Source organism: Bartonella sp. bp_1, assembly GCF_055808085.1.
Window position 1 is genome coordinate 99052 of the sequence record NZ_CM147851.1, and the last position, 22876, is coordinate 121927.

Here is a 22876-nt window from a genome sequence, read left to right on the forward strand (position 1 = left end):
TGTCGGATATGAAAAAAGAAAACCGCGAAAGGTTTGCCGTGTCTAAAATATTGCGAAATCTGACCATGGGTGTAGCGCTTGGTGTTGTTGCTTTGTCTTTGGTGCCTTGCCAAGGCTTCGCTGCCGATGGGGGGGTATCATCAACCCAAACAACGACGAAACAAAAACTGCCGGATATCCATCAGTCCGGTCCTGCCAAGACGTTTACGCTGGAAAATGGTTTGCAAGTGGTCGTGATAGAAGATCATCGCGCACCGGTGGTGACGCAAATGGTCTGGTATAAGGCCGGTTCTGCTGATGAACCGAAAGGACGCACTGGCATTGCCCATTTTCTCGAGCATTTGATGTTCAAAGGAACCAAGATCCATCCTGAGGGTGAATTTTCCAAGTTCATTTCAAAGATAGGCGGTGAGGAAAATGCTTTCACTTCCTATGATTATACGGCCTATTATCAAAGTGTTGCTACCCAGTATCTGCCACAAATTATGGCTTTTGAGGCAGATCGTATGACCAATCTGGTTTTGACAGATAAGGTGATTGTGCCGGAACGTAACGTTATCATTGAAGAGCGACGTATGCGCACAGATAATTCGCCTGATGCAATGCTGGATGAAGAGGCGCGCGCAACTTTATTTCTCAATCATCCCTATCATAATCCGGTTATTGGCTGGAAACAGGAAATGGAGCAGTTGAATCGTGATGATGCGATCACCTTCTATTCCAAATTTTATACGCCTAATAATGCTATTTTGGTTGTTTCGGGTGACGTGACGGCAGAACAGGTACGTGAATTGGCCATGACGACTTATGGTCCGATAGCAGTGCGCGCCAATCCGGGCGAGCGGATGCGTCCGCAAGAACCTGTGTCGAGAACATCACGTCTTGTAACGATGCGGGATCCACGTGTGAGTGAGCCGAGTTTCCAACAGATGTGGGTCGTGCCATCCTATCATAATGGTAATCGTGATACACATGAAGCGGCAGCCCTTGACCTTCTGGGTGAAATTCTGGGTGGTTCCAATCGCAGCCGTCTTTACCAGAAATTGGTTGTCGACAAGGGTATCGCTGCATCGGTACAGGCTGGATATGGCGGTGATGCGGTCGATGATGGTGTTTTTTACCTCTATGGTATGCCGCGTGGCGGGGCATCGCTGGATGAATTGCATCAAGCTGTATTGGCTGAACTTCATGATATTATCTATAAAGGCGTAAGCGAGAAGGAGCTTGATCAGGCCCGCAACCGTTTTGTTAAGTCGATGATTTTTTCAGCCGATAATCCTTCAGGTCTGGCGCGTATTTATGGGGCGGCCCTTTCGGTTGGCATGACGGTGGATGATGTAACAAAATGGGCGGATCGGTTAAACGCTGTTACGACTGCTGATATCAAGCATGTTGCCGGAAAATATCTTAAAGCCGATACGGGTGTGACAAGCTTTCTTTTGCCACCGTCTCAAGATAAACCTGCCGTTGGCCCTTCAGAGAAAAAAGGAAAATAGTCATGCGTTTTATAGCCTCTATCAAGGTTGCCGCCCTGACATTTGTGACTTTTCTTCTGGTGATGCCATTGGGATTTGCCAATGCAATCGACATCAAGGATGTCAAATCGTCTAAAGGTATACATGCATGGTTGGTTCAGGATGAATCCGTGCCAATTGTAGCGATCCAGTTTTCTTTCGCCGGTGGTAATGCACAAGATCCAAACGGCAAGGAAGGATTGGCTGCTTTGATGAGCGGTCTTTTTGATGAAGGCGCGGGCAATATCCGTTCCGAGGCATTTCAGGCCCGTCTTGATGATCTGGGCGCTGAAATGAGTTTTCGTGATAGCCGCGACCGTATAATGGGCAGTATGCGCGTTCTTGCCAAGAATCGTGATGCGGCTTTCAATCTTTTGGCGCTTGCTGTGCAGAAGCCCCGTTTTGATCAGGATGCGATTGATCGTATCCGATCGCAAATTATTACTGGCTTGAAAGCGGAAGAAAAAGACCCTTCCACTATTGCCCGCGACCGCTTGAATGCTTTGGTTTATGGCAAGCATCCTTATGGACGCCGTGCAAATGGAACAGTTGACAGTCAGGAAAAGATTACCCGCGATGATCTCGTCAAAGCGCATAGAGCGATGATGGTTCGTGAAGGGTTGCACATCGGGATTGTCGGACCGATATCTGAAAAGGAAGCCGGTGAAATTCTGGACAAGGTTTTTGGACCGTTGCCTGAAAAAGGCAAGTTGACGGTGATCAAGGATGCCAAGCTTAATTTAGGTGGCATGGCAAATGTTCCTTATGATTTACCGCAAACCCAGATGACACTGGTTTATCCCGGTCTTTATCGTTCCGATCCTGATTTTTTTGCCGCGTATTTGATGAATCATATATTGGGCGGGTCCGGTCTTACGTCGCGGCTTTTTGAGGAGGTACGTGAAAAACGTGGTCTGGCCTATTCGGTTGGTTCCAACTTATCTATATATGATCACGCGGCCGCTTTTGTTATTTATACTGGTACACAAGCAGAAAAAGCCGAAAACTCGTTGAAAACCATTCGTGAAGAAGTGAAAAAAATGGTGAGTGATGGTGTTTCCCAAGAAGAGCTGGATGACGCCAAAAGTTATGTTATTGGGGCTTATGCAGTCCAGAATATGGGATCATCTACCCAGATTGCCTCGACGCTTGTTGCATTGCAGGATCAGAATTTACCGATTGATTATATCAATAAGCGTGCTGATGAGATCAATGCTGTGAGCCGTAAAGATATCAAGGCCGTGGCTAAAAAACTATTGAGTGGTGAACCGGCACTGTTGGTCGTGGGACCAGCTAAAAATTGATAGATCCATTCTTACAGATGGCGTTTGTTGGAAGGTACAGATTTGACAAAAATCGGACTGGCATTGGGTGGCGGTGGTGCGCGGGGGCTGACGCATATCCATGTTATTGCAGCTATAGAAGAGCTTGGTCTTGATATTAATGCTATTTCGGGTTCTTCTATTGGTGCCTTGATTGGTGCAGGCTATGCGGCGGGTATGGATTCCCGTCAGTTGGAAGATTATTTTTTAGCCCGTTTTTCCAAACCTATGGATGTTTTGTCGCGGTTCTGGTCATTAAAGCCGACATCTATCAAAGAACTATGGCAGCGTGGTGTAAAACTATCGCAGTTCAATCTTGAAATTATTCTGGATGGCTTCCTACCTGATATCATTCCACAAGATTTTTCAGCACTTAAACGTCCTTTTTGTGCGGTGGCTGCCGATTTGACAGCGGCTGAAGTGGTGGAGATGAAGGGTGGGGCCTTGCGTTCGGCCATTGCTGCATCAGCTGCTATTCCTGGTTTGTTTAAGCCTGTGTTGCGTGATGGAAAATTGCTGGTTGATGGTGGTGTCTGTAATCCGGTACCTTTTGATTGTATGCCGTCTCCGGTTGATAAGGTTATCGGTGTGGATGTTGTCGGTTTTTCAGGTGAAAAATTTGATAACCACTTTCCTTCGACCATTGAGAGTCTGTTGGCTGCTAGTTTGGTCTCGCAGCAGGCTTTGATCCGTGCCCGCCTGATTGCCAAGCATATTGATTTGCTTTTGCGTCCACCGGTAAATGGTATTTATGTACTGGATTTTCTAAAGGCCAAGGATATTCTTGTCAGAACGGCCTTTTATAAGGAAGATGCCAAGAAAGAGATTGCAGCCATGATGGAGAAAACCGACTAAAGCAGCCAAAAACAGTTTATGAATGGCAAAAGCGGGTTGCAGCCGTTAGGAATGGCTTTATAGCTTGATCAGGAGAGGTTTTATTACGTTTGTCAAAAAAGCTGAAAACGTAAAAAGGATGATGGATGAGCGAGCAGAATCTGATTGATAAGGCTGCAGCACTTGTTGAAGCTGCAAAGCGTGCGGGTGCTGATGATGCAGATGCGGTGGTGGTGCGCGGCCAGTCAACGAGTGTTTCTGTGCGTCTTGGCAAGATTGAAGCGACCCAGTCGGCACAAAGTGATGATTTTACCTTGCGTGTTTTTATTGGTAAAAAGCTTGCCAGTATTTCAGCCAATATGTCGGGTGACGTTGAAGTTTTGGCGCAACGGGCTGTGGCCATGGCAAAAGTTGCACCGGAAAATCCTTATGAAGCATTGGTAGATGCCTCACGTCTTGTTAAGACGCCAAAAAATCTCGATCTTTTGGATGATTATGTTCCCGAAAGTCGTGAATTGGGTGATGATGCGCTGGCTATTGAAGAGGCAGCCCTTGCCGTTCATGGGGTCAGCAATTCCGGTGGTGCATCGGCTTCTTATGGCAGTGGTGGACTGGTTCTTGTAACCAGTCGCGGTTTTGCCCAACACTATTGTTCCAGTCGTTTTTCACGGAGTTGTAGTGCTGTCGCCGGCGAAGATACGGGCATGGAACGTGATTATGATTACACAACGGCTTTGCATTTCTCCGATCTTGATGATGCTACGGAAGTTGGCCGTCGTGCCGGCGAGCGGGCAGTACGCCGATTGGGTGCGCGCAAGGCCAAAACTGCAACGCTGGATGTCGTTTTTGATCCGCGTATGGCACGTGGGATCGCTGGACATATTGCATCTATGGTCAATGGTGCATCGGTTGCGCGCAAAACCAGTCTGCTTGGTACGATGATGGGGCGGCCTGTCATGAAAAAGGGTGTGTCGGTTAGCGATAACCCGCTAAAAGTACGGGGTTCTTCTTCACGACCTTTTGATGGTGAAGGGGTGGAAGGCATGCCGCTGACCCTGATTGAGGATGGTGTGTTGAAGACATGGTTGCTGTCGTCATCTGCCGCGCGTGAGCTTGGATTAAAGACCAATGGACATGGTGTGCGTTCGGCTTCGTCGGTCAATCCGGCAAGTAGCAATTTTGCCATAGAACCGGGTGATATATCCGCGCAGGACATGATCAAGAATATTAAATACGGCTTTTATGTCCATGAACTATTTGGCCATGGTGTTGATCTGGTAACAGGTCAATATAGCCGTGGTGCATCGGGTTTTATGATCGAGGATGGCGTGCTGACCTATCCGGTTAGCGAAGTGACGCTTGGTTCGGATCTATTGCATATGTTGGGGCATCTGACACCGGCAAATGATATTGACCGGCGTTATGGCATTGCTGCCCCAACCCTTTTGATAGAAGGGATGACTCTTGCCGGAAGCTGAAAATCTTGAATCCGATATGACCCTTCTATATGCGGCGGCCAAAGAGGCTGGGCGCATTGCAATGGGCTATTTTCGTCAAGATCCGCAAATCTGGATAAAGAATGATACATCGCCGGTCACCGAGGCAGATCTTGCTGTTGATACCTATTTGAAAGAATTTTTGCTGAGGGAACGCCCCCATTATGGCTGGATATCAGAAGAGACAGCGGATGATCGGGACGCCTGTATTTATGAGCGTTCCTTTGTTGTCGATCCGATTGACGGAACGCGTGGTTTTATCGACGGTAGCCAGGAATGGTGCATTTCTATTGCCATCATTGAAAATGGTGTGCCTGTTTCGGGCGTGCTGGAGTGTCCGGTCAAAGGACATTTCTATCAGGCCATTAAAAATGGTGGCGTACAGATGAATGGCAAAGCCATCAGCGTTGAAAAGACCGATGGTCATTCTCCGATGTTGTCCTGCACATCATCTTTGGCCCGCAAACTGCCGAAGGATATAAAGGAAACATTTGAGATCAGTCCTTATATTCCATCCTTGGCCTATCGTCTGGCTCTGGCGGCACGTGGCAAGCTCGATGTTGTTCTTGTGCGTCCCAATTGTCATGATTGGGATATTGCAGCGGCTGATCTTATTATGTCTGAAGCTGGCGGCGTTTTATGCGATCTTGAAGGACAACGGGTTCAATATGGTGAACGGCCTTATAGCCACGATTTTTTGATCGCAGCAGCCGAGCCAGAGATAAAAAATATGATAGATATTGTTCGGGCCCATCAGTTAGGGTAATCAATCGCTTAAAGCTGGGCTTAACAAAATAATTAGGAGGTCGATATGAGTGAAACAACAGAGAAAAAACAACTTCTGCATCTGGTATTGGGTGGTGAGTTGAAAAGTCTCGACAGCAACGAGTTTCGTGATCTTAATGCACTTGATATTGTCGGTGTTTTTCCCGATTACAAATCGGCGGAAACCGCATGGCGCGCCAAGGCGCAAGGCAGTGTAGACAATGCATTGCAGCGTTATTACATTGTCCATCTGCACCGTTTGCTCGATCCTGAAAGCAAGGATGACGATTAAACCGTCCTTTTGTTTTTATATGCTATAGGGATGATGTTTTTTCACCAATATGACAGAGAAAAAAAAGAAAAAAGATACAGTTCTGAAAAGGCTTTGGCGAAAAATACGCCAGCCTTTGCAGGACTCGCGCGTTTTCAAGGCCATGCTTGTATGGTTGATGGCCAATTATCTGCGCTTTGTCTATTGGACCAATCGCAAGGTGAAAGGTTCTGCCGATCCGCGTAAGGCGCACGAGGCTTATAATCCGTTTATTATCACTTTCTGGCATGGCCGTCATATTATGGGGCCGTTTCTGCGTCCTAAAGGGGAAAGCATTATTGCTATGTTTTCACGCTCTGCCGATGCTGAACTCAATGCACAGGTCGGTGAAAAGTTAGGCCTTGATACGGTGCGCGGTTCAGGAGGGCGCGGTAAGAAAGGGCGTAATCCCGACAAGGGAGGGGCGCGGGCGTTGCTGACGCTTAAGAATGCGCTTAAATCAGGAAAAACAACAGCCATGATTGCCGATATTGCACATGGTAAAGCACGTGAAGCGGGTAAGGGCATTGTCCTTTTAGCAAAATTGTCCGGCCGTCCAATTGTGCCTTATATCTACGCTTTCTCACGTGAGAAAATTCTAGAGAACACATGGGATAAAACAGCCATTCCACTGCCGTTTGGGCGTTCAATCTTTTTGATGGGGGATGCCTTTTATGTGCCCGAAGATGCGGATGATGATCTGTTGGAAGAAAAACGGCTACAATTGAGCGACGAGATGAATCGTCTGACCAAGAAAGCCTATGACTGCTTGCACACCAAGGGTGCATCGGTGAAATGAAACAGTTGAAAGCTAAAATGGTACTTGGTGCCTATCGTACAATGGGCCTTCTAGCACGTCCATTTCTTACACCTTACCTCGGATTGCGTGCGTCACGCGGCAAGGAGGATCGTAATCGGCGTAAAGAACGGTTCGGGCGTCCTTCAAAGCCGCGCCCGCAGGGGCCGCTTGTATGGTTACATGCTGCAAGTGTTGGTGAAACTGTCGCTTTAATTCCGATGATCGATTATATGTTGTCGGCCCATATCAATATCTTGCTGACAACGGGCACGGTGACATCAGCGTCACTGGTACAAAGCCGCTTCGGATCACGTATTATCCATCAATATCATCCATTGGATTTATCCTATGCGGTAGCACGTTTTGTCGATTATTGGAAACCCGATTTGGCCATTGCCTGTGAATCGGAAATATGGCCGTTGCGCATTGAGACACTCCATGCACGTAAAATACCGCAAATTCTTGTCAATGCGCATTTATCTGGGCGTTCTTTCTCACGTTGGCAGAAGCGCCCGGCCTTGGCCAAATTTATTTTTTCAAAACTCAATATGGCGATTGGCCAGAATGACGCAGATGCCAAAAATTATGCAGCGCTTGGTGTGAAGACTGTGGCTGTTGCGGGTAACTTGAAGGCAGATGTTGCGCCTGTAGGCAATGCATTGGAGCTGGACCAATATTCTCAGGCATTGGGGGGACGGCCTGTATGGGCGGCGGTCTCGACTCATCAGGGAGAAGAAAATATAGCCGCCGAGGTACATTTGGCCTTGAAAAACCATTTGCCAAATTTACTCACGATCATTGTACCACGTCATCCTGAACGTACAGATGCCATTATTGAACAGCTGACGGGCAAGGGACTTGTCATTGCACGTAAAAGTATGGGGGATTACCCGAAGGCGGAAACCGATATTCTGCTTGGAGATACGATTGGTGATATGGGGCTTTATTTACGGTTGGCGAAGGTTGCTTTTATCGGTAAATCCCTAAGTGATGAAGGTGGACATAATCCACTTGAGCCTGCTTTGATCGGGACGGCTATTCTGAGTGGCCCGCATGTTGAAAATTTTGCGGATGCCTATGCAAAGCTGACGGCATGTGAAGGTGCGCGTATTGTGGACGATGCAACGCAGCTTGCTGTGCAGGTCAATTTACTTTTGACCCAGTCTGGGCAGCGGGAAGCCATGGTTGCGGCAGCACGTGATGCCGCAGCCCAGATGAGCGGTGCCTTGCAGCGGACATTACATGTTCTTGAGCCGTTTCTGCAGCCTCTGATTATGACATTCCAATTAAATAATGAGGATGCAGAATAATGGTTGCCGATAATCCGGAGTTTTGGTGGCATAAATCAGGTTTTCTGCGTTATCTCTTGTCCCCTTTTTCTTTTATTTATGGACGGGTTGCGGCTCGACGTATGGAAAAGAAAGATGTTCCGCAAATCGATCTTCCGGTTTTATGTATCGGTAATTTCACCTTGGGGGGGGCTGGCAAAACACCTGTCGCGATTGCGGTCGCCAAGGCAGCTCATGCCTGTGGTCTGAAACCGGGCATTGTGTCGCGTGGTTATGGTGGTAGCCATCAAGGTATACATCTGGTCGATTTGGAGCATGATCGTGCGCGTGATGTTGGTGATGAACCGCTTCTACTGGCACGTCATGCCACTGTTGCCATATCGGTGGATCGTTTGGCAGGCGCCAAGCGGTTAAAGGAAAACGGTTGTGATTTCATCATTATGGATGATGGTTTTCAAAGCCGTCGGTTGCAAATGGATTATGCATTGATTGTTGTTGATGCATTGCGTGGCATTGGCAATGGTGCGGTTTTTCCTGCAGGACCTTTGCGGGCACCTTTGCTTAGCCAGTTGTCCTATACAGACGGACTTCTGGTGATTGGTGAAGGGGCAGGCGGGGATGCTATGATCCGTATGGGGGCGCGTGCAGCCAAGCCGTTACAGTTTGCAAAACTGGAGCCGCAGGCTTCGCATGATATTAATGGCGTGGCACTATTAGCATTTGCCGGTATTGGTAATCCGCAAAAGTTTTTCCGCTCGCTCAGCGAGATGGGTGGGTACGTACAGGATACGCGTATCTATGCGGATCATCATTTTTTTACCGATTATGACCTCAATGATATGCGCGGAACGTGTGAGGCTAAAGGACTGCGTCCGGTCACGACGGCCAAAGATTTTGTTCGTATCAAGACGGATCATCAGACGGATAAGTTGCCTGATCTGATCGTTGCGGATGTCGAAGTGGCTTTTGAGGATGACGGATTTTGCAATCGTCTGATCGACGAAGTCTTGGAGCGTTTTAGACTTCGCCAGTTGAAATAGTTTTTCAGGCCTTGGTTGATCCAAGCAAAGGGCGTAAATGCGGATTGCATTCCAGCTCACGTTCATAGGAAATCTGGCAATTGGCATAAGCCTCTTGGCGCTCGAAACTCCAATAGCGCAAGTCATCAAGGGGAATTTTTTCGCCGCTTATTGCACAAACAACATAGGAACCATGTTGAATGATTTGGTAATCTCCGCTTTGATAGTGGAGCTTGGCCTCACGTTCATTGCCTGAAAACATCATTTTCCCTTTCGATCTATAGAAACTTAGCCATTTCTTATCGACGGTTCAAGAATTATCATCACTGTTTTGCGAAGAGTTTTTCAATATGGTCTAATTTCAGTTCGATATAGGTTGGGCGTATATTTGAACCCCAGAAAGTTGTATGACTTTCTGGATAAGGTAAAAATGATAGCAACATGGCCGCCCTATATGGTCACCGTTTTGCGAAGAGTTTTTCAATATCGTCCAATTTCAGTTCGATATAGGTCGGGCGCATATTTGAACCCCAGAAAGTTGTATGACTTTCTGGATAAGGTAAAAATGATAGCAACATGGCCGCCCTATATGGTCACCGTCTTCCAAAGAGTTTTTCAATATCGTCCAATTTCAGTTCGATATAGGTCGGGCGGCCGTGATTGCAGGTGCCGGAACCGGGGGTCGCTTCCATTTCGCGTAATAGCGCATTCATTTCATCGGCTTTAAGAATACGGCCTGAACGTACCGAGCCATGACAGGCCATTGTGGCGGCAACATAATCCAGCATGGATTTAAGGCCGTCAACGCTGTTATTGTCGGCAACTTCGTCGGCCAGATCCTTGATCAGGCTTTGTACATCCATTTCTCCCAGCATAGTGGGTGTTTCGCGCACGGCTATGGCGCCGGGGCCGAAAGGTTCAATGACAAGGCCGAAACGCTTCAATTCATCGGTGTATTCAACAAGACGGGATGCATCTTCTTCCGATAGTTCAACAATTTCAGGAATAAGCAGCATTTGTGTTGCGAGGGGTTTGTCATAAAGTGCGTTTTTGAGTGCTTCATAGACCAAGCGTTCATGAGCGGCATGTTGGTCAACAATGACAAGGCTGTCTTCAGTCTGGGCAACAATATAGTTTTTATGAATTTGAGCCCGTGCCGCGCCGAGAGGATGAGCCAGCATTTCAGGGGAAGGCGTATCTATAGTGTCGATATTGCCGCTGGGCATAGTGAAATCACCCAATTCGGGTGTTGTACTTTCAGCAAAGCCTTGCGGCTTGGAAGGTGCCTGTTTTTCAGTATTGAAAAGCGGCTCATGGAAAGAATGATGCTGTTGTAAGGATGATTGTCGTTTGAAATTGAAAGTAGACGGCGTATAGGCCATTTTATTGGGTGCTATATTCGGTATGGAGGCGGGTTTGAAAGCCTTGAGCATAGCATCCGCACCGGTTGTTGTCGGACGTATGCCGGCCTGGGCAAGGGCTTCGCGGATGGCGCCGATGATGAGGCCGCGGATCAGGGCACCATCGCGAAAACGCACATCGGCCTTTGCCGGATGGACATTGACATCAACATCGGCGGGTTCGAGCGTTAAAAATAGGACAGCAATGCCGTGACGATCACGTGCAATGGCATCCATAAAGGCGGCGCGTATCGCACCTGCAATCATCTTGTCACGTACGGGACGGCCATTGACATAAACAAACTGGTGCATGGCATTGCCACGATTATAGGATGGAACACCGATAAAACCGGTAAGTCTGACATTTTCGCGGATAGCGTTGATCGGCAGGCTGTTTTCGATAAAATCCGGCCCCATAATTTGGCCGATCCGTTGGAGACGGGCTTTGGAATCGGTGCCGGTTGCAGGTAGATCGAGCGATGGGCGGTCACTGCCGGAAAGTGAAAAACGGATATGGGGAAAGGCAATCGCCGTACGTTTGATAATATCGGTAATGGCCAGCGTTTCGGCGCGTTCGCTTTTCATGAATTTAAGCCGTGCCGGTGTGACATAAAACAGATCACGGACCTCAACAATGGTCCCCAGATTGCCGGCAGCCGGTTTGGGGCCATCCATGCGCCCGGCATTGAGGCTGATTTGGGCCGCTTCTAGCGCATTTGCAGGGCGCGAGGTGATTTCAAGCTTGGCTACGGAACCGATGGAAGGCAAAGCCTCTCCGCGAAAGCCGAGAGAGCGGATGTCATGGACATCGTCGCCCATTTTTGATGTACAATGGCGTGAAACTGCCAATGCCAGCTCATCTGCCGGAATGCCATTGCCATCATCACGCACCCGCATGAGTGATTTGCCGCCACCGGCAGTAACAATTTCGATGCGGGTACTATCCGCATCAATCGCATTTTCTATCAACTCTTTGATAACGCTGGCAGGACGTTCAATCACTTCGCCGGCGGCGATTTGGTTGATAATTGTTTCGGATAGGTGGCGTATTGTCATGACATATTCTTATAAGGATTCGTCAGACAAAAATAGATGGAACAATCCAAGAGATGGCGGATACAAACAATATTATAATGGGCAAGTTGAAGTTGCTTAGGCCCACATGGGTGTCGCATATGGCTGCGCCCCCATGTGGATATAGTGTTCTCAAGTCTATAAGTTTTGTAGACTTCTATGGTAAGCCGTAAAATAGATATGGCTGTGTGCGTTACTATTTTGCTTTGTCGAGGGCCTGTTTGATATCCTCTAAAAGATCATCTGTATCTTCAAGACCGGTTGAAAAACGCAACAAACCATCAGTAATACCGAGAAGCTCACGTTGATCAGGCGCGACACTTTGATGGGTTGTTGTTGCCGGATGAGTGATGATTGAACGTGAATCGCCCAGATTATTGGAAATCAAGGGTACGGTCAGGGCGTTACAGAAATTGAATGCCGCCTGTTTGCCGCCTTTCAGCTCAAAGGCCACTATGCTTGAGCCGCCTGTCATCTGGCGTTTGATAATATCCGCTTGTGGATGATCGCTCCTTCCCGGATAGATGCATTTGGAAACAGCAGGATGTTCGACAATCATATCGGCAATTTTTGCAGCTGAGCGGGTCATCTGTTCAACCCGTATGGGGAGCGTTTCCAAACCTTTGAGCATCAGCCATGCATTAAATGGGCTCATCGAGGGGCCAGTGTGGCGGAAATAATCATGAAGGTTTTCTTTAATCCAGTCTTCCGATGACAGGATGATGCCGCCAAGACAACGGCCCTGACCATCAATGTGTTTGGTGGTTGAGTAGACGACAACATCGGCACCAAGCGCAATCGGTTTCTGATAGAGCGGTGTGGCAAAGACATTATCGACAATAACAATAGCACCAACAGAATGGGCAATATCGCACACACCTTTGATATCAACGACTTCCAATGAAGGATTTGCCGGGCTTTCAAAAAATATGCCGCGTGTATTGGGACGCATCGCCTTTTGCCAGTTTTCAAGTTTTGATCCATCGATAATGGAAACCTCGACGCCGAAGCGCGGCAAGACTTTTTCGATAATATAGCGGCAGGAGCCGAACATAGCCTGTGCGGCAACAAAATGGTCGCCTGCCTTGACAAAGCACAAAATCGCATTGGCAACAGCCGCCATACCGGATGCAACGGCGCGTGCGCTTTCAGCACCTTCCAAAGCGCACATGCGCTTTTCAAACATATCCGTAGTAGGGTTGGCATAGCGCGAATAGACAAAACCGGGATCGGAACCGTCAAAGCGTGCTTCTGCGTCTTGGGCTTTTGCATAGGCAAAGCCTTGCGTTAGAAAGATTCCTTCCGACATTTCGCCATAGGCCGAACGGGTTGTGCCGCGATGCACCATTTCAGTTGCCAGACGATATTTATGATCGGGTTTCAAAGTCATTGTCATGCCTCTTTAAATAACAAGATTTCCAATAGGAATATCTTTTAAAGACGCCAAAAAACCGTTTAGGAAACACGGCCTTTTAGCAATCAGATTAACGTGGCTGCAAGCCGGCCGGCCAAATCACCACGGGATAAATATTTCATAAGCCTTGAAGGCGCTTGCGTCAATCTGTCATAAGGGTAAAGAGAATATGATGAAATGGTGAAGGATCGAAAGGCTAAAGCAATGACGCGTCAATCCGGCATTCTGGCCGATAAAGATATCGGCGCATTGTTTGAAAGCGGTGTTCTTGAAAGTGCCCGCCCTCTGGATGATGACCAGATACAGCCAGCTAGTCTTGACTTACGCTTGGGTGAAAAGGCCTATCGTGTACGGGCCTCTTTTTTGCCAGGGGCGGTCAAAAAAGTTCAAGACAAGCTCGAACATCTTAAATTGCATGAAATTGATCTGCGAGATGGTGCTGTGCTTGAAACTGGCTGCGTCTATATTGTGCCGCTGCTTGAAACACTAGCTTTACCGATAGAGCTTTCAGCATCGGCCAATCCGAAAAGCTCGACCGGTCGGCTGGATATTTTTACCCGTGTGATGACGGATCATGCGCAGGAGTTTGATAAGGTAATTGCAGGTTATCACGGGCCACTTTATCTTGAAGTTAGTCCGCGTACTTTTCCGATTGTCGTACGTACCGGTTCGCGTCTGTCACAAATTCGTTTCCGCCGTGGTAATAGCCAGCTTGATGAACAAGCTCTGGCAGCATTGCACCAGTCGCAGATATTGGTTTCCGATCAGGTGCCGAATATTAGTGGTGGCGGCATCGGTGTATCTATTGATCTGAGTGGCGATAAGGATGGTCTTGTAGGGTATCGCGGCAAACATCATACCGGTGTGGTTGATGTCGATAAGCGGGCAAATTGTCATGTACTTGATTTTTGGGAGCCAATTTATGATCGGGGCCAGCGTGAGTTGGTGCTTGATCCTGATGAGTTCTATATCTTGGTCTCACGCGAGGCGGTGCATGTGCCACCGCTTTATGCCGCTGAAATGACCCCTTTTGATCCGTTGGTTGGTGAATTCCGCGTCCATTATGCCGGATTTTTCGATCCCGGTTTTGGTAATGATGCTGCTGGCGGTAAAGGTGCACGTGCGGTATTGGAGGTGAGAAGCCACGAAGTGCCGTTTATTCTTGAACACGGCCAGATTGTTGGCCGGCTGGTTTATGAGCATATGCTCAACGAACCCAAGGCGCTTTATGGCAAGGACCGCGGCTCCAATTATCAGGCACAGGGATTGAAGCTTTCCAAACATTTTCGTTGATTTGTTCTTGACAGAATCGGCTGTCACGTGATGGATGAGCGTGCGCGGGTATGATGTAATGGTAGCCTGTCAGCTTCCCAAGCTGAACGCGCGGGTTCGATTCCCGCTACCCGCTCCAATAATGATTTGCTTGAAATCCGGAGAATATCCGGCTGCTATAAAAAATATCGCAGCCGGAAAGAAAAATTGCCTATTCGGCCAGCCATTTTTTGATGGACTGGATGATGGTGTCGACCGAGATGCCATAGCGGTCATGAAGTGTTGGCAAAGCGCCTGCATCAAGGAACTGATCGGGAAGTGCGATCTGTTTGAAACGGGGTGCGTGGCCTTTTGTCAGCAAGGCGGTTGCAACCGCTTCGCCCAGACCGCCGATTTTCGTATGGTTTTCGGCAACAATCACCAGACGCCCACCTTTGGTTGCTTCGTGGATGATTGTTTCGGCATCAAGCGGTTTGATGGTCGGGACATGTAATACGGCAATGTCGGCATCACCGCCGGCCATTTTTTCAGCAACTTCCAGTGCTCGCATGGTCAGCAAGCCGCTTGAGATGATGAGGACATCCCGTCCGTCGCGGATGGTTTTGGCTTTGCCCCATTCAAAGGTGTAATTGTATTCATCTAGAACAGCAGGTACTTTGCCGCGTAGCAGCCGCATATAAACGGGGCCCTGATAGGCAGCCATATGCGGAACGACCTGTTCGATTTCGCACGCATCGCATGGATCGATTACTGTCATGTTGGGAATAGCCCGCATCAGTGCAATATCTTCGGCTGCCTGATGGCTGGGGCCATAACCGCTAGTAAGGCCTGGGAGGGCACAAGCAATTTTAACATTGAGCTTTTCTTCGGCGATGACCTGATGAATGAAATCATATGCACGCCGTGTTGCAAATACTGCATAGGTGGTTGCAAAAGGAATCAGACCTTCTTTTGCCATGCCGCCAGCTGCGGCCATCAATAATTGTTCGGCCATGCCCATCTGATAGAAACGTTGCGGGTTGGCCTGAGCAAAAATGTGTAGATCTGTATATTTTGCAAGATCTGCTGTCAGGCCAACAATGCGCGTATCTTGTTCGGCAACTTTGTTTAGCGCATGTCCAAAGGGAGCGGCAATGGTGCGCTGGCCCTCTGAGGCGATAGAGGCAATCATTGCCGATGTGGTGAGGCGTTTTTTGGTTTGTGTGATCTCGCTCATGGTTGAGCCTCCTTCCATGCGTCATCCAATAGGCGTATGGCCTGTTGCCATTCGTTTTCATCGACGCGGATAAAATGGTTTTTTTCACGTTGTTCGAGAAAGGGAACACCCTTGCCCATCAATGTATCAAACAGGATGACGCGCGGCTGATCACCAACATGGCTGCGTGCATTGTCGAAGGCAGCCAGAACATCGGCTATTGCATTGCCATCAACGCGCTGGGTATACCAGCCAAAGGCTTTCCATTTATCGGCAATAGGTTCAAAAGCGAGGATATTGCCCGATGGGCCGTCGGCCTGTTGTCGATTGATGTCAACCAATGCAATCAGGTTGGATAGTTTGTGATGTGAGGCGGACATGGCGGCTTCCCAAGTAGAGCCTTCGTCCAGTTCCCCATCCGACATCGAGTTGTAGACAAAGGCGGAATTTCCCTTATGGCGTAGCGCCAGCGCCATGCCGACACCGATTGCCAGACCATGCCCCAGTGAGCCACCGGAAATTTCCATGCCTGGGGTATAACTTGCCATGCCCGACATTGGCAGCCGGCTATCGTCGCAGCCATAGGTTTCAAGCTCAGATTCTTTGATGATGCCGCTGGCAATCAGAGCCGCATAAAGGGCAATTGCGTAGTGGCCATGCGAAAGTAAAAAACGATCACGGTTTTCCCACTCGGGATCTTCCGGTTTGAAGTTCAAGGCATGAAAATAAGCAACGGATAATATGTCGGCAATACCTAATGCTTGTCCGATATAGCCTTGTCCTTGCACTTCGCCCATTCGCAATGCAAGACGACGGATGCGATAGGCGTGATAGGAAAGTTGATTTATATCTATAGGTGTATTGTGGTGTTGTGATAGTGGTTTTGTCATGGTTGTCTCGATTCTTTGACCGGCTTACCGGTTCACTAGTTTTGCCGGAATGGTGAAGACAAGAAGTGCGCCTAATAGAAGCACTGCAGTGATGATATAGAGACCAAGCTCATTAGAATTGTTTTTGGTTGTTATCCAACCGATGAGGGACGGAGAAAAGAAGCCGGCAAGATTGGCAAAGCTATTGATTGCTGCAATGCCGGCTGCCGCTGTTACACCGCCCAGAAGATTGGTCGGAAGCATCCAGAACAGGGAGGAAGCTGCCAAAATGCCAGCGGCTGAAATAGCCAGAAAAATGACAGATGGAACCAATGCACTTGTTACAAAAGTCGAGATGAAGAGGCTTATAGCTCCAGCGATCATCGGGATTGCAAGATGCCAGCGACGTTCACGGAAGTAGTCACCGCTGCGCCCAGCCAAAAGCATGCAGATAATCGCAGCAATGTAGGGAACGCTGGTAATTAATCCGATATGGAATGAGTCTTTAACACCCGTATTTTTAATAATTGTCGGCAGCCAGAACGTAATAGCGTATTGTCCCATGACCACGCAGAAATAAATAGCCGCCAGTATCCATAGTCGTTTATCGGAAATAAATGATTTGATGCTGCCATGTTCGGTTTTCATGGCGCTGTCAGCTTTAAGATCAGTCTTGATGGCATCTTTTTCTGCTTCAGTTAGCCATTTGGCATCATCAATACGATCACACAGCCAAATGAGGACAAGAATGCCAATGACAAGGGTCGGGATTGCTTCAATGATAAACATCCATTGCCAGCCATCCCAGCCATGGAAATCATGGAATGTTTCCATAATCCAGCCGGATAGAGGAGCGCCAAGCATTCCTGAAAGCGGAATGGCAACGAACCATAAGACTGTCATTTTTGCGCGCCTATGGGAGGGAAACCAATAGGTCAGGTAAAGGAGAACGCCGGGTGCAAGTCCTGCTTCTGCAATACCTAACAAAAAACGCAATGCATAGAATTGCCAAGCGGTTTCAATGAATGCAAAAAGTCCCGAGAGAATGCCCCATGTAATCATGATGCGCGCAATCCAGACTCGTGCACCAATTTTGTGAAGCAGGATATTGCTTGGCACTTCAAACAGGAAATAACCGATGAAAAACATACCGGCCCCCAGGCCATAGGCGGTTTCGCTAAATCCGAGATCATCCATCATCTGCAATTTGGCAAAACCGACATTGACGCGGTCAAGATAGGCGCAAAGATAGCAAATCATCAAAAATGGTAAGAGCCGCCATGCTGTTTTGGTATAAGCATGGTCATGAAGCTTCTTGTCTTCTTTTATTGATATTGGTTGCATGAATTATATCCTCCCTCGTGTTAGAATGCATAGACAAGCACAGTCAGGCAGGTTTCTATCTTGATAGATTTGAAAACTGCCAATTGCTTGGTGTTGTACCCCTTCTCCTTATCTATTAGTGAATATGCATACCGCCATTGACATCCAGAACAGCGCCGGTCACATAAGATGAAAGATCGGATGCTAGAAATAGAAAAATATTAGCAACATCTCGAGCATCACCCAGACGGTTAAGCGGTATGCCGGACAAAATGGCCTGACGCATTTCATCGGATAGTTTACCGCTGGTAATATCGGTTTGTATGAGCCCCGGCGTTACTGAATTGACACGGATATTATCCGGCCCAAATTCGCGTGCCATTGCTTTGGCTAAACCTAGGACACCAGCCTTTGCCGATGAATAATGGGGGCCTCCAAAAATACCGCCACCGCGCTGTGCCGAAACAGATGACATGCAGGCAATCGAACCTTTATGTTGCTTTTGCATAAAGGGAATAACGGCTTGACTGAGATAGAGAACGCCAGTTGTATTGACCGCCATGATACGGGCCCAATCTTCCGGTGTGATTTCAAGTGTTTTTACAGGCTGTGTAATGCCGGCATTGTTTATAAGAATATCAATTTTTTGGAACTCTGAAGCGACGGCCTGAACGGCTTTTTCGCATGCTGCTTTGTTGGTAACATCACAAGCAAGGCCTATATGTTTTTGGGTTTCTGCAAAAGGAAGGGCTTTAGCAGCTGACTGGCTTGCCTGTTCGTCAATATCAAGAATAGCCACGCGGGCACCATGCTCGGCAAAGAGCTTTGCTGTGGCACGGCCAATACCGCGTTCACTGGCAGCGCCCGAGATGATTGCTGTTTTTCCTTCAAGTAACATATTTTCCTCCTGAGTTTTATTTTTCGGTATCTAAAGCAATTCTAAAGAGATACCATTATTGCAATCCCTTTATTTCTAAGGGTTGCAAGCGAAAATCCTGATAAACGCGATTAAGAATTGACCGAAGCTAACATAGGATAAAGGCTTTGCTCAAACGCAATATTTACAACCATAGATGAATATGGTTCAATAATAGAATGACTAACAATATCCCTTTAACCGCATTGAGAGTGTTTGAAGCAACGGCAAGATTAGGTTCTTTTCGGGCAGCCGCCGATGAATTGCATCTGTCGGCAAGTGCCGTCAGTCATGCGATAGCCAAATTGGAGCGCATTCTGGGGACGGTGCTTTATGAACGTACAACCCGTTCCATTACGCTGACACAGGCAGGCCAAACCTTATCGGTTCATGTTGCACGTGCTTTTGAAGATATCCGTATTGGGTTATCACAGGTGGCAAGTAATCAGCCGCGATTGCTGCGCGTTCATTGTGCGCCATCCTTTGCGGCACGGATTCTGACGCCGAAACTGGCGGATTTTATTGATAAAAATCCTTCTACCGAAGTGCGTATCGCAGCAAGTACTGCTTACGCCCGTTTTTTTGACGATGTCTATGATGTCGACATTGTTTATGGCGAGATTGCCGCGCATGACGGTCTGGTCACGATTCCTTTGGGGCAGGAAAAACTGGTTCCTTTATGTACACCCGAGGTTGCCCGTTCCATTCATTCACCGCGCGATATATTAAAACAAAGACTGATCCAGTCGACGTCAAAACGTCTAGGCTGGGCGGATTGGTGTGCCAAGCATGGACTGGGAGATGCGCCGCAGCCCTATATGAGCTTCGATCGTAGTTTTTTAGCCATTGATGCGGCCTGCCATGGTATGGGTATTGCATTGGAATGCACACGTTTTGCCGAAGATGAATTGAGGGATGGACGATTGGTTTGTCCGCTGGATATGGAGCGTTTTGCGCTGATATATAATGGTCACTATCTGGCTTATCCAAAATCCAGCGGCAAGAGAAACCTTATCCGTAATTTTACCGATTGGCTGTTGGTCGAACTTTCGTCTTATGCTTAAGACTATAATGCGCAGATCAAAAGAGGTTTCGGGGTTTGTTGTTATTCATGACAGGATGTTGTTTTGTGCATATCAGCGTACCAGTGAATCACGGGTAATCTCGGCAATGGATTTGGCCCCGGTTAGTGTCATGGCGACGCGCATTTCCTTAGCAATAATATCCAGCATGTTTTCGACACCGGCTTTGCCATTGGCGGTCAAGGCATAGGCAAAGGCCCGGCCGAGCATAGTAAGATCGGCACCTAGTGCCAGCATGCGGACAACATCAAGGCCCGAGCGGATTCCGCCATCGACAATAATCTTGATATCTTTTTTTACGGCATCGGCAATAGCAGGTAGGGCTTTTGCACTTGACATGACTCCGTCAAGTTGGCGTCCTCCATGGTTGGATACGATAATGCCATCGGCTCCGAATTTGACGGCGTCTCGTGCGTCTTCAACATCCAGAATACCTTTGATAAGCATAGGCCCTTTCCAGAATTCACGGATCCATTCAAGGTCCTTCCAGCTGATGGAGGGGTCAAAATTGGCGCCCAGCCAACCAATATAATCTTCCAATTTTGTTGGGTGTCCGCGATAGGCGGATACATTGCCGAGATCGTGAGGTCTACCGTTGATGCCGACATCCCATGACCATTGCGGATGCAGTGCTGCCTGTATGTATTGGCGCCATTTTGCATAAGGACCCGACATGCCGGAATGGGCATCGCGATAACGTGCGCCGGGCACAGGCATGTCGACGGTAAAGACCAATGTATTGATACCGGCAGCCTGTGCTCGTTCCAATGCATCCTTCATAAAACCGCGATCTTTTAGTACATAGAGCTGGAACCATATAGGGCGCGGGCATTGGCTTTGGACTTCTTCAATGGGGCAGACCGAGACGGTTGATAATGTAAAGGGAATGTTGCGTGATGCTGCAGCCTTGGCTGCTTGAACTTCACCGCGGCGGGCAAACATACCGGTCAGACCGACAGGAGAGAGGGCGACCGGCATAGATATTTTTTCGCCGAAGATTTCTGTTTCCAGACTAAGTTCGGACATATTATTCAAGATACGTTGGCGTAGTGCGATATCAGAAAGATCACTGATATTGCGTTTCAATGTACGTTCGGCATAGGCGCCGCCATCAATATAATGGAACAGAAAAGGCGGCAGTTTGCTTTTGGCTGCTTTACGATAGTCGGATATGGACGAAATGATCATGATGGCTTCTTTCTGGATTTCAAATAAGGCCGGCATTGCGCGCCGCGTGAAGGCGTGAATGACGGGCCAGATCATCATCAATCTGTTTGATTGTAGCGCTGACAAAATTGAGATGTTGATCGGACGCCTGTCGCGCACCCTGCGCATTGCCTTGGGCGATGGCATCGTAAAGCGCACGATGTTGGGTGGATAATGCATCGAATATACTGGGTGTTGGATAGAGCTTTTCCAAACTTTGCGAAATGCTAGAACGAAAAAGCCCAAAGAGGCTGGAAATGATCTGGAACAGAATGGCGTTGTTTGATGCTTCGGCAATTGAAAGGTGGAATGCCGCGTCCAGTTCGGCTTCTTCTTTTGGGCTGGTCTTGCCGTGGGCTTTTACAATGGCATCAAGGCATGTCTTTATATGCAGCTTGGCCGCCGGGTCAGCGCGCATAGCGGCATGATAGGCGGCCATTCCTTCCAGAGCGATGCGTATTTCCATTACATCATGTGCATAACCCGGTTGAAGATGAACAAGCGCAGCAAGCGGTTGGCTGACTGTGTTATTGACCCATTGTTGTGATAGGCTGTGGGCTACACAGGTGCCGCGTTTTTTGATGTCCACCCGATGGCGTGCGGCAAGACGGATCAGCGCTTCGCGGACAGTTGTACGCGAGACATGAAACATTTCAGCCATAGTGCGTTCTGAAGGCAGAGAATCTCCCGCCTGTAATTGGCGGATCTTAATCAGATTTTCAATTTCGTTTTCGACGCGTTCAGTCCGTGCGCGTGGCGATGTATCCGCAATTGCTGTGTGGGATGTATAGCTCATAGTATAATATCGATCTGAAATTTAGTGCGCTGATCAAGGTAAGAAGGCGTCAAGAATGTTTGGCTTATATGTCGGTAGCATATGGTCTGCGTCATATAATGCCTCCCTGTTTTGGTCTGACCAAAGATATCCTCTCGATAAAAAAATACATGAGTTAATCTGTATGTCAATGTATTGATGATTATCGTTTTAGGTTTGGTCTGACCAAAGTAGAGAAAGATAGGTTGATGAGGGGGGTAAAAATCTATCTATTGGATGGGATATGTGTTTGATGCCGTGTATAATGGTCAAGACGACAAGAGTGCAGGGATTCAGACAGACATGGCATCAGAACCCTATGGGGCGAGGTCATAAACACATGTTAAGGCGGATAATAATGATGCAGCTAGTGATCAATCCGGCAAATTATAGATAGTAACGCATTGCATTTTTTTCTTGTGATCTGCAATTGTGTGGTGACAATATGATTGTTAGCATTCGTCAGAGTGTGGTATTTTCTGTATTGAATGGTAATTGATGTCTCGCGGCTTGTAAAAGCCGGATTTATTCTTACTTTAATTCCTCAATAGGGCTTTTTAGCAAGGAATAATATGTCACATCCCAATCATCCTTTTCTTGGTGACACGCCAGGGCGTGTTGTGGTCAAGTTATTGATTTTTTCGTTACTCGTCGGCGTTGTAATGCGCTTGATCGGCTGGACACCGGTTGATGTGTTTTGGAAAATTGTGCGCTTTTTTGAATCATTATGGAATATGGGTTTTGCTGCTTTTTCCAGTATTTTTTATGCTGTTCTGGTTGGGGCAGCCATTGTCGTTCCGGTTTATATCATTATGCGTTTGTTGAATTTTCGCCGTTAGATTCTTTTTGTATAGGTGTGGAACAATTGTTATTTTTGTAAAAAAATATTGCATGGATAAAGGCAGAGCGCGATAAACATCCGGCAGACTCCATGAGGGATGTTGCAGTGAATAACAGGAATTG

21 protein-coding genes, 1 tRNA gene and 1 riboswitch are annotated in these 22876 nt (G+C 47.8%); of the genes, 13 read left to right on the forward strand and 9 right to left on the reverse strand.

Features of this window, described 5'->3' with window-relative positions:
• Nucleotides 1-8: 8 nt before the first annotated feature.
• The 9 genes from ACYZ97_RS00490 to lpxK all read left to right on the forward strand — a co-directional run bounded on the left by ACYZ97_RS00490 (nt 9) and on the right by lpxK (nt 9369).
• Entirely contained in the window at nt 9-1496 is a 1488-nt protein-coding gene (locus ACYZ97_RS00490) for a M16 family metallopeptidase (RefSeq protein ID WP_473299385.1), read from the forward strand.
• A 2-nt stretch (nt 1497-1498) separates the two neighbouring features.
• Entirely contained in the window at nt 1499-2818 is a 1320-nt protein-coding gene (locus ACYZ97_RS00495) for a M16 family metallopeptidase (protein WP_473299387.1), read from the forward strand.
• 42 nt (nt 2819-2860) lie between these two features.
• Nucleotides 2861-3691 (forward strand): patatin-like phospholipase family protein, encoded by an 831-nt coding sequence (locus tag ACYZ97_RS00500; RefSeq protein ID WP_473299389.1) that lies wholly within the window; start codon nt 2861-2863, stop codon nt 3689-3691.
• 125 nt (nt 3692-3816) lie between these two features.
• Nucleotides 3817-5148: a TldD/PmbA family protein gene (locus tag ACYZ97_RS00505; protein WP_473299391.1), complete on the forward strand. Its 1332-nt coding sequence runs from the start codon at nt 3817-3819 to the stop codon at nt 5146-5148.
• Between the two features lie 16 nt (nt 5149-5164).
• A complete protein-coding gene (locus tag ACYZ97_RS00510; protein ID WP_473300585.1) occupies nt 5165-5932 on the forward strand; it encodes a 3'(2'),5'-bisphosphate nucleotidase CysQ in 768 nt (255 codons plus the stop codon).
• Nucleotides 5933-5977: 45 nt separating this feature from the next.
• On the forward strand, nt 5978-6223 hold the full coding sequence (locus tag ACYZ97_RS00515) for a DUF4170 domain-containing protein (RefSeq protein WP_473299392.1): 246 nt from the start codon (nt 5978-5980) through the stop codon (nt 6221-6223).
• A 49-nt stretch (nt 6224-6272) separates the two neighbouring features.
• Complete coding sequence (locus tag ACYZ97_RS00520; protein WP_473299394.1) at nt 6273-7040, forward strand: lysophospholipid acyltransferase family protein; 768 nt, start codon at nt 6273-6275, stop codon at nt 7038-7040.
• Nucleotides 7037-8350 carry a lipid IV(A) 3-deoxy-D-manno-octulosonic acid transferase gene (waaA, locus tag ACYZ97_RS00525; RefSeq protein WP_473299396.1) on the forward strand — a complete coding sequence of 438 codons (1314 nt, stop codon included), beginning with the start codon at nt 7037-7039 and terminating at the stop codon, nt 8348-8350. Before ACYZ97_RS00520 ends, waaA begins: the two co-directional genes overlap by 4 nt.
• Entirely contained in the window at nt 8350-9369 is a 1020-nt protein-coding gene (gene lpxK / locus ACYZ97_RS00530; protein WP_473299398.1) for a tetraacyldisaccharide 4'-kinase, read from the forward strand. Before waaA ends, lpxK begins: the two co-directional genes overlap by 1 nt.
• Nucleotides 9370-9373: 4 nt before the next feature.
• Here the strand turns inward: lpxK and ACYZ97_RS00535 are convergent, their stop codons facing one another.
• From ACYZ97_RS00535 to ACYZ97_RS00545, 3 genes are all read right to left on the reverse strand, one after another.
• Nucleotides 9374-9610 carry a DUF2093 domain-containing protein gene (locus tag ACYZ97_RS00535; protein WP_473300586.1) on the reverse strand — a complete coding sequence of 79 codons (237 nt, stop codon included), beginning with the start codon at nt 9608-9610 and terminating at the stop codon, nt 9374-9376.
• Between the two features lie 331 nt (nt 9611-9941).
• Complete coding sequence (gene mutL / locus ACYZ97_RS00540; RefSeq protein WP_473299400.1) at nt 9942-11804, reverse strand: DNA mismatch repair endonuclease MutL; 1863 nt, start codon at nt 11802-11804, stop codon at nt 9942-9944.
• A 214-nt stretch (nt 11805-12018) separates the two neighbouring features.
• Complete coding sequence (locus ACYZ97_RS00545; RefSeq protein WP_473299402.1) at nt 12019-13212, reverse strand: O-succinylhomoserine sulfhydrylase; 1194 nt, start codon at nt 13210-13212, stop codon at nt 12019-12021.
• A 62-nt stretch (nt 13213-13274) separates the two neighbouring features.
• Nucleotides 13275-13352: riboswitch (SAM riboswitch) on the reverse strand.
• A gap of 88 nt (nt 13353-13440) precedes the next feature.
• Between ACYZ97_RS00545 and ACYZ97_RS00550 the strand changes: the two genes are divergently transcribed.
• Both ACYZ97_RS00550 and ACYZ97_RS00555 read left to right on the forward strand, forming a co-directional pair.
• Entirely contained in the window at nt 13441-14529 is a 1089-nt protein-coding gene (locus ACYZ97_RS00550; protein WP_473299404.1) for a 2'-deoxycytidine 5'-triphosphate deaminase, read from the forward strand.
• Between the two features lie 44 nt (nt 14530-14573).
• A tRNA-Gly gene (locus ACYZ97_RS00555) sits at nt 14574-14647 on the forward strand.
• 72 nt (nt 14648-14719) lie between these two features.
• Here ACYZ97_RS00555 and ACYZ97_RS00560 read toward each other — a convergent pair.
• The 4 genes from ACYZ97_RS00560 to ACYZ97_RS00575 form a co-directional block, all read right to left on the reverse strand.
• The gene (locus tag ACYZ97_RS00560) at nt 14720-15724 is read right to left on the reverse strand and encodes a transketolase family protein (protein WP_473299406.1); all 1005 of its coding nucleotides are present in this window, start codon (nt 15722-15724) and stop codon (nt 14720-14722) included.
• Nucleotides 15721-16593, reverse strand: a complete 873-nt coding sequence (locus ACYZ97_RS00565) for a transketolase (protein WP_473299408.1) — start codon at nt 16591-16593, stop codon at nt 15721-15723. Before ACYZ97_RS00565 ends, ACYZ97_RS00560 begins: the two co-directional genes overlap by 4 nt.
• A gap of 24 nt (nt 16594-16617) precedes the next feature.
• Nucleotides 16618-17916 (reverse strand): MFS transporter, encoded by a 1299-nt coding sequence (locus tag ACYZ97_RS00570; RefSeq protein ID WP_473299410.1) that lies wholly within the window; start codon nt 17914-17916, stop codon nt 16618-16620.
• 115 nt (nt 17917-18031) lie between these two features.
• Nucleotides 18032-18793 (reverse strand): SDR family NAD(P)-dependent oxidoreductase, encoded by a 762-nt coding sequence (locus ACYZ97_RS00575; protein WP_473299412.1) that lies wholly within the window; start codon nt 18791-18793, stop codon nt 18032-18034.
• A gap of 197 nt (nt 18794-18990) precedes the next feature.
• Here ACYZ97_RS00575 and ACYZ97_RS00580 point away from each other — a divergent pair, with 197 nt between their 5' ends.
• Nucleotides 18991-19875, forward strand: a complete 885-nt coding sequence (locus ACYZ97_RS00580; RefSeq protein ID WP_473299414.1) for a LysR substrate-binding domain-containing protein — start codon at nt 18991-18993, stop codon at nt 19873-19875.
• A 72-nt stretch (nt 19876-19947) separates the two neighbouring features.
• Here ACYZ97_RS00580 and lldD read toward each other — a convergent pair whose 3' ends face one another.
• Nucleotides 19948-21081, reverse strand: coding sequence for an FMN-dependent L-lactate dehydrogenase LldD (gene lldD / locus ACYZ97_RS00585; protein WP_473300587.1), 1134 nt, complete (start codon nt 21079-21081; stop codon nt 19948-19950).
• Nucleotides 21082-21100: 19 nt separating this feature from the next.
• On the reverse strand, nt 21101-21895 hold the full coding sequence (locus tag ACYZ97_RS00590) for an FCD domain-containing protein (protein WP_473299416.1): 795 nt from the start codon (nt 21893-21895) through the stop codon (nt 21101-21103).
• A gap of 590 nt (nt 21896-22485) precedes the next feature.
• Here ACYZ97_RS00590 and ACYZ97_RS00595 point away from each other — a divergent pair.
• Nucleotides 22486-22752, forward strand: a complete 267-nt coding sequence (locus tag ACYZ97_RS00595; RefSeq protein WP_473299417.1) for a DUF6460 domain-containing protein — start codon at nt 22486-22488, stop codon at nt 22750-22752.
• Nucleotides 22753-22876: the final 124 nt, after the last annotated feature.

What these genes read in the sequence shown, in the direction of transcription:
- ACYZ97_RS00490 (WP_473299385.1), top strand. Translation starts at nt 9, where the DNA reads ATGAAAAAAGAAAACCGCGAAAGGTTTGCCGTGTCTAAAATATTGCGA.
- ACYZ97_RS00495 (WP_473299387.1), top strand. Translation starts at nt 1,499, where the DNA reads ATGCGTTTTATAGCCTCTATCAAGGTTGCCGCCCTGACATTTGTGACT.
- ACYZ97_RS00505 (WP_473299391.1), top strand. Translation starts at nt 3,817, where the DNA reads ATGAGCGAGCAGAATCTGATTGATAAGGCTGCAGCACTTGTTGAAGCT.
- ACYZ97_RS00510 (WP_473300585.1), top strand. Translation starts at nt 5,165, where the DNA reads ATGACCCTTCTATATGCGGCGGCCAAAGAGGCTGGGCGCATTGCAATG.
- ACYZ97_RS00515 (WP_473299392.1), top strand. Translation starts at nt 5,978, where the DNA reads ATGAGTGAAACAACAGAGAAAAAACAACTTCTGCATCTGGTATTGGGT.
- ACYZ97_RS00520 (WP_473299394.1), top strand. Translation starts at nt 6,273, where the DNA reads ATGACAGAGAAAAAAAAGAAAAAAGATACAGTTCTGAAAAGGCTTTGG.
- waaA (WP_473299396.1), top strand. Translation starts at nt 7,037, where the DNA reads ATGAAACAGTTGAAAGCTAAAATGGTACTTGGTGCCTATCGTACAATG.
- lpxK (WP_473299398.1), top strand. Translation starts at nt 8,350, where the DNA reads ATGGTTGCCGATAATCCGGAGTTTTGGTGGCATAAATCAGGTTTTCTG.
- ACYZ97_RS00535 (WP_473300586.1), bottom strand. Translation starts at nt 9,610, where the DNA reads ATGTTTTCAGGCAATGAACGTGAGGCCAAGCTCCACTATCAAAGCGGA.
- mutL (WP_473299400.1), bottom strand. Translation starts at nt 11,804, where the DNA reads ATGACAATACGCCACCTATCCGAAACAATTATCAACCAAATCGCCGCC.
- ACYZ97_RS00545 (WP_473299402.1), bottom strand. Translation starts at nt 13,212, where the DNA reads ATGACTTTGAAACCCGATCATAAATATCGTCTGGCAACTGAAATGGTG.
- ACYZ97_RS00550 (WP_473299404.1), top strand. Translation starts at nt 13,441, where the DNA reads ATGACGCGTCAATCCGGCATTCTGGCCGATAAAGATATCGGCGCATTG.
- ACYZ97_RS00560 (WP_473299406.1), bottom strand. Translation starts at nt 15,724, where the DNA reads ATGAGCGAGATCACACAAACCAAAAAACGCCTCACCACATCGGCAATG.
- ACYZ97_RS00565 (WP_473299408.1), bottom strand. Translation starts at nt 16,593, where the DNA reads ATGACAAAACCACTATCACAACACCACAATACACCTATAGATATAAAT.
- ACYZ97_RS00570 (WP_473299410.1), bottom strand. Translation starts at nt 17,916, where the DNA reads ATGCAACCAATATCAATAAAAGAAGACAAGAAGCTTCATGACCATGCT.
- ACYZ97_RS00575 (WP_473299412.1), bottom strand. Translation starts at nt 18,793, where the DNA reads ATGTTACTTGAAGGAAAAACAGCAATCATCTCGGGCGCTGCCAGTGAA.
- ACYZ97_RS00580 (WP_473299414.1), top strand. Translation starts at nt 18,991, where the DNA reads ATGACTAACAATATCCCTTTAACCGCATTGAGAGTGTTTGAAGCAACG.
- lldD (WP_473300587.1), bottom strand. Translation starts at nt 21,081, where the DNA reads ATGATCATTTCGTCCATATCCGACTATCGTAAAGCAGCCAAAAGCAAA.
- ACYZ97_RS00590 (WP_473299416.1), bottom strand. Translation starts at nt 21,895, where the DNA reads ATGAGCTATACATCCCACACAGCAATTGCGGATACATCGCCACGCGCA.
- ACYZ97_RS00595 (WP_473299417.1), top strand. Translation starts at nt 22,486, where the DNA reads ATGTCACATCCCAATCATCCTTTTCTTGGTGACACGCCAGGGCGTGTT.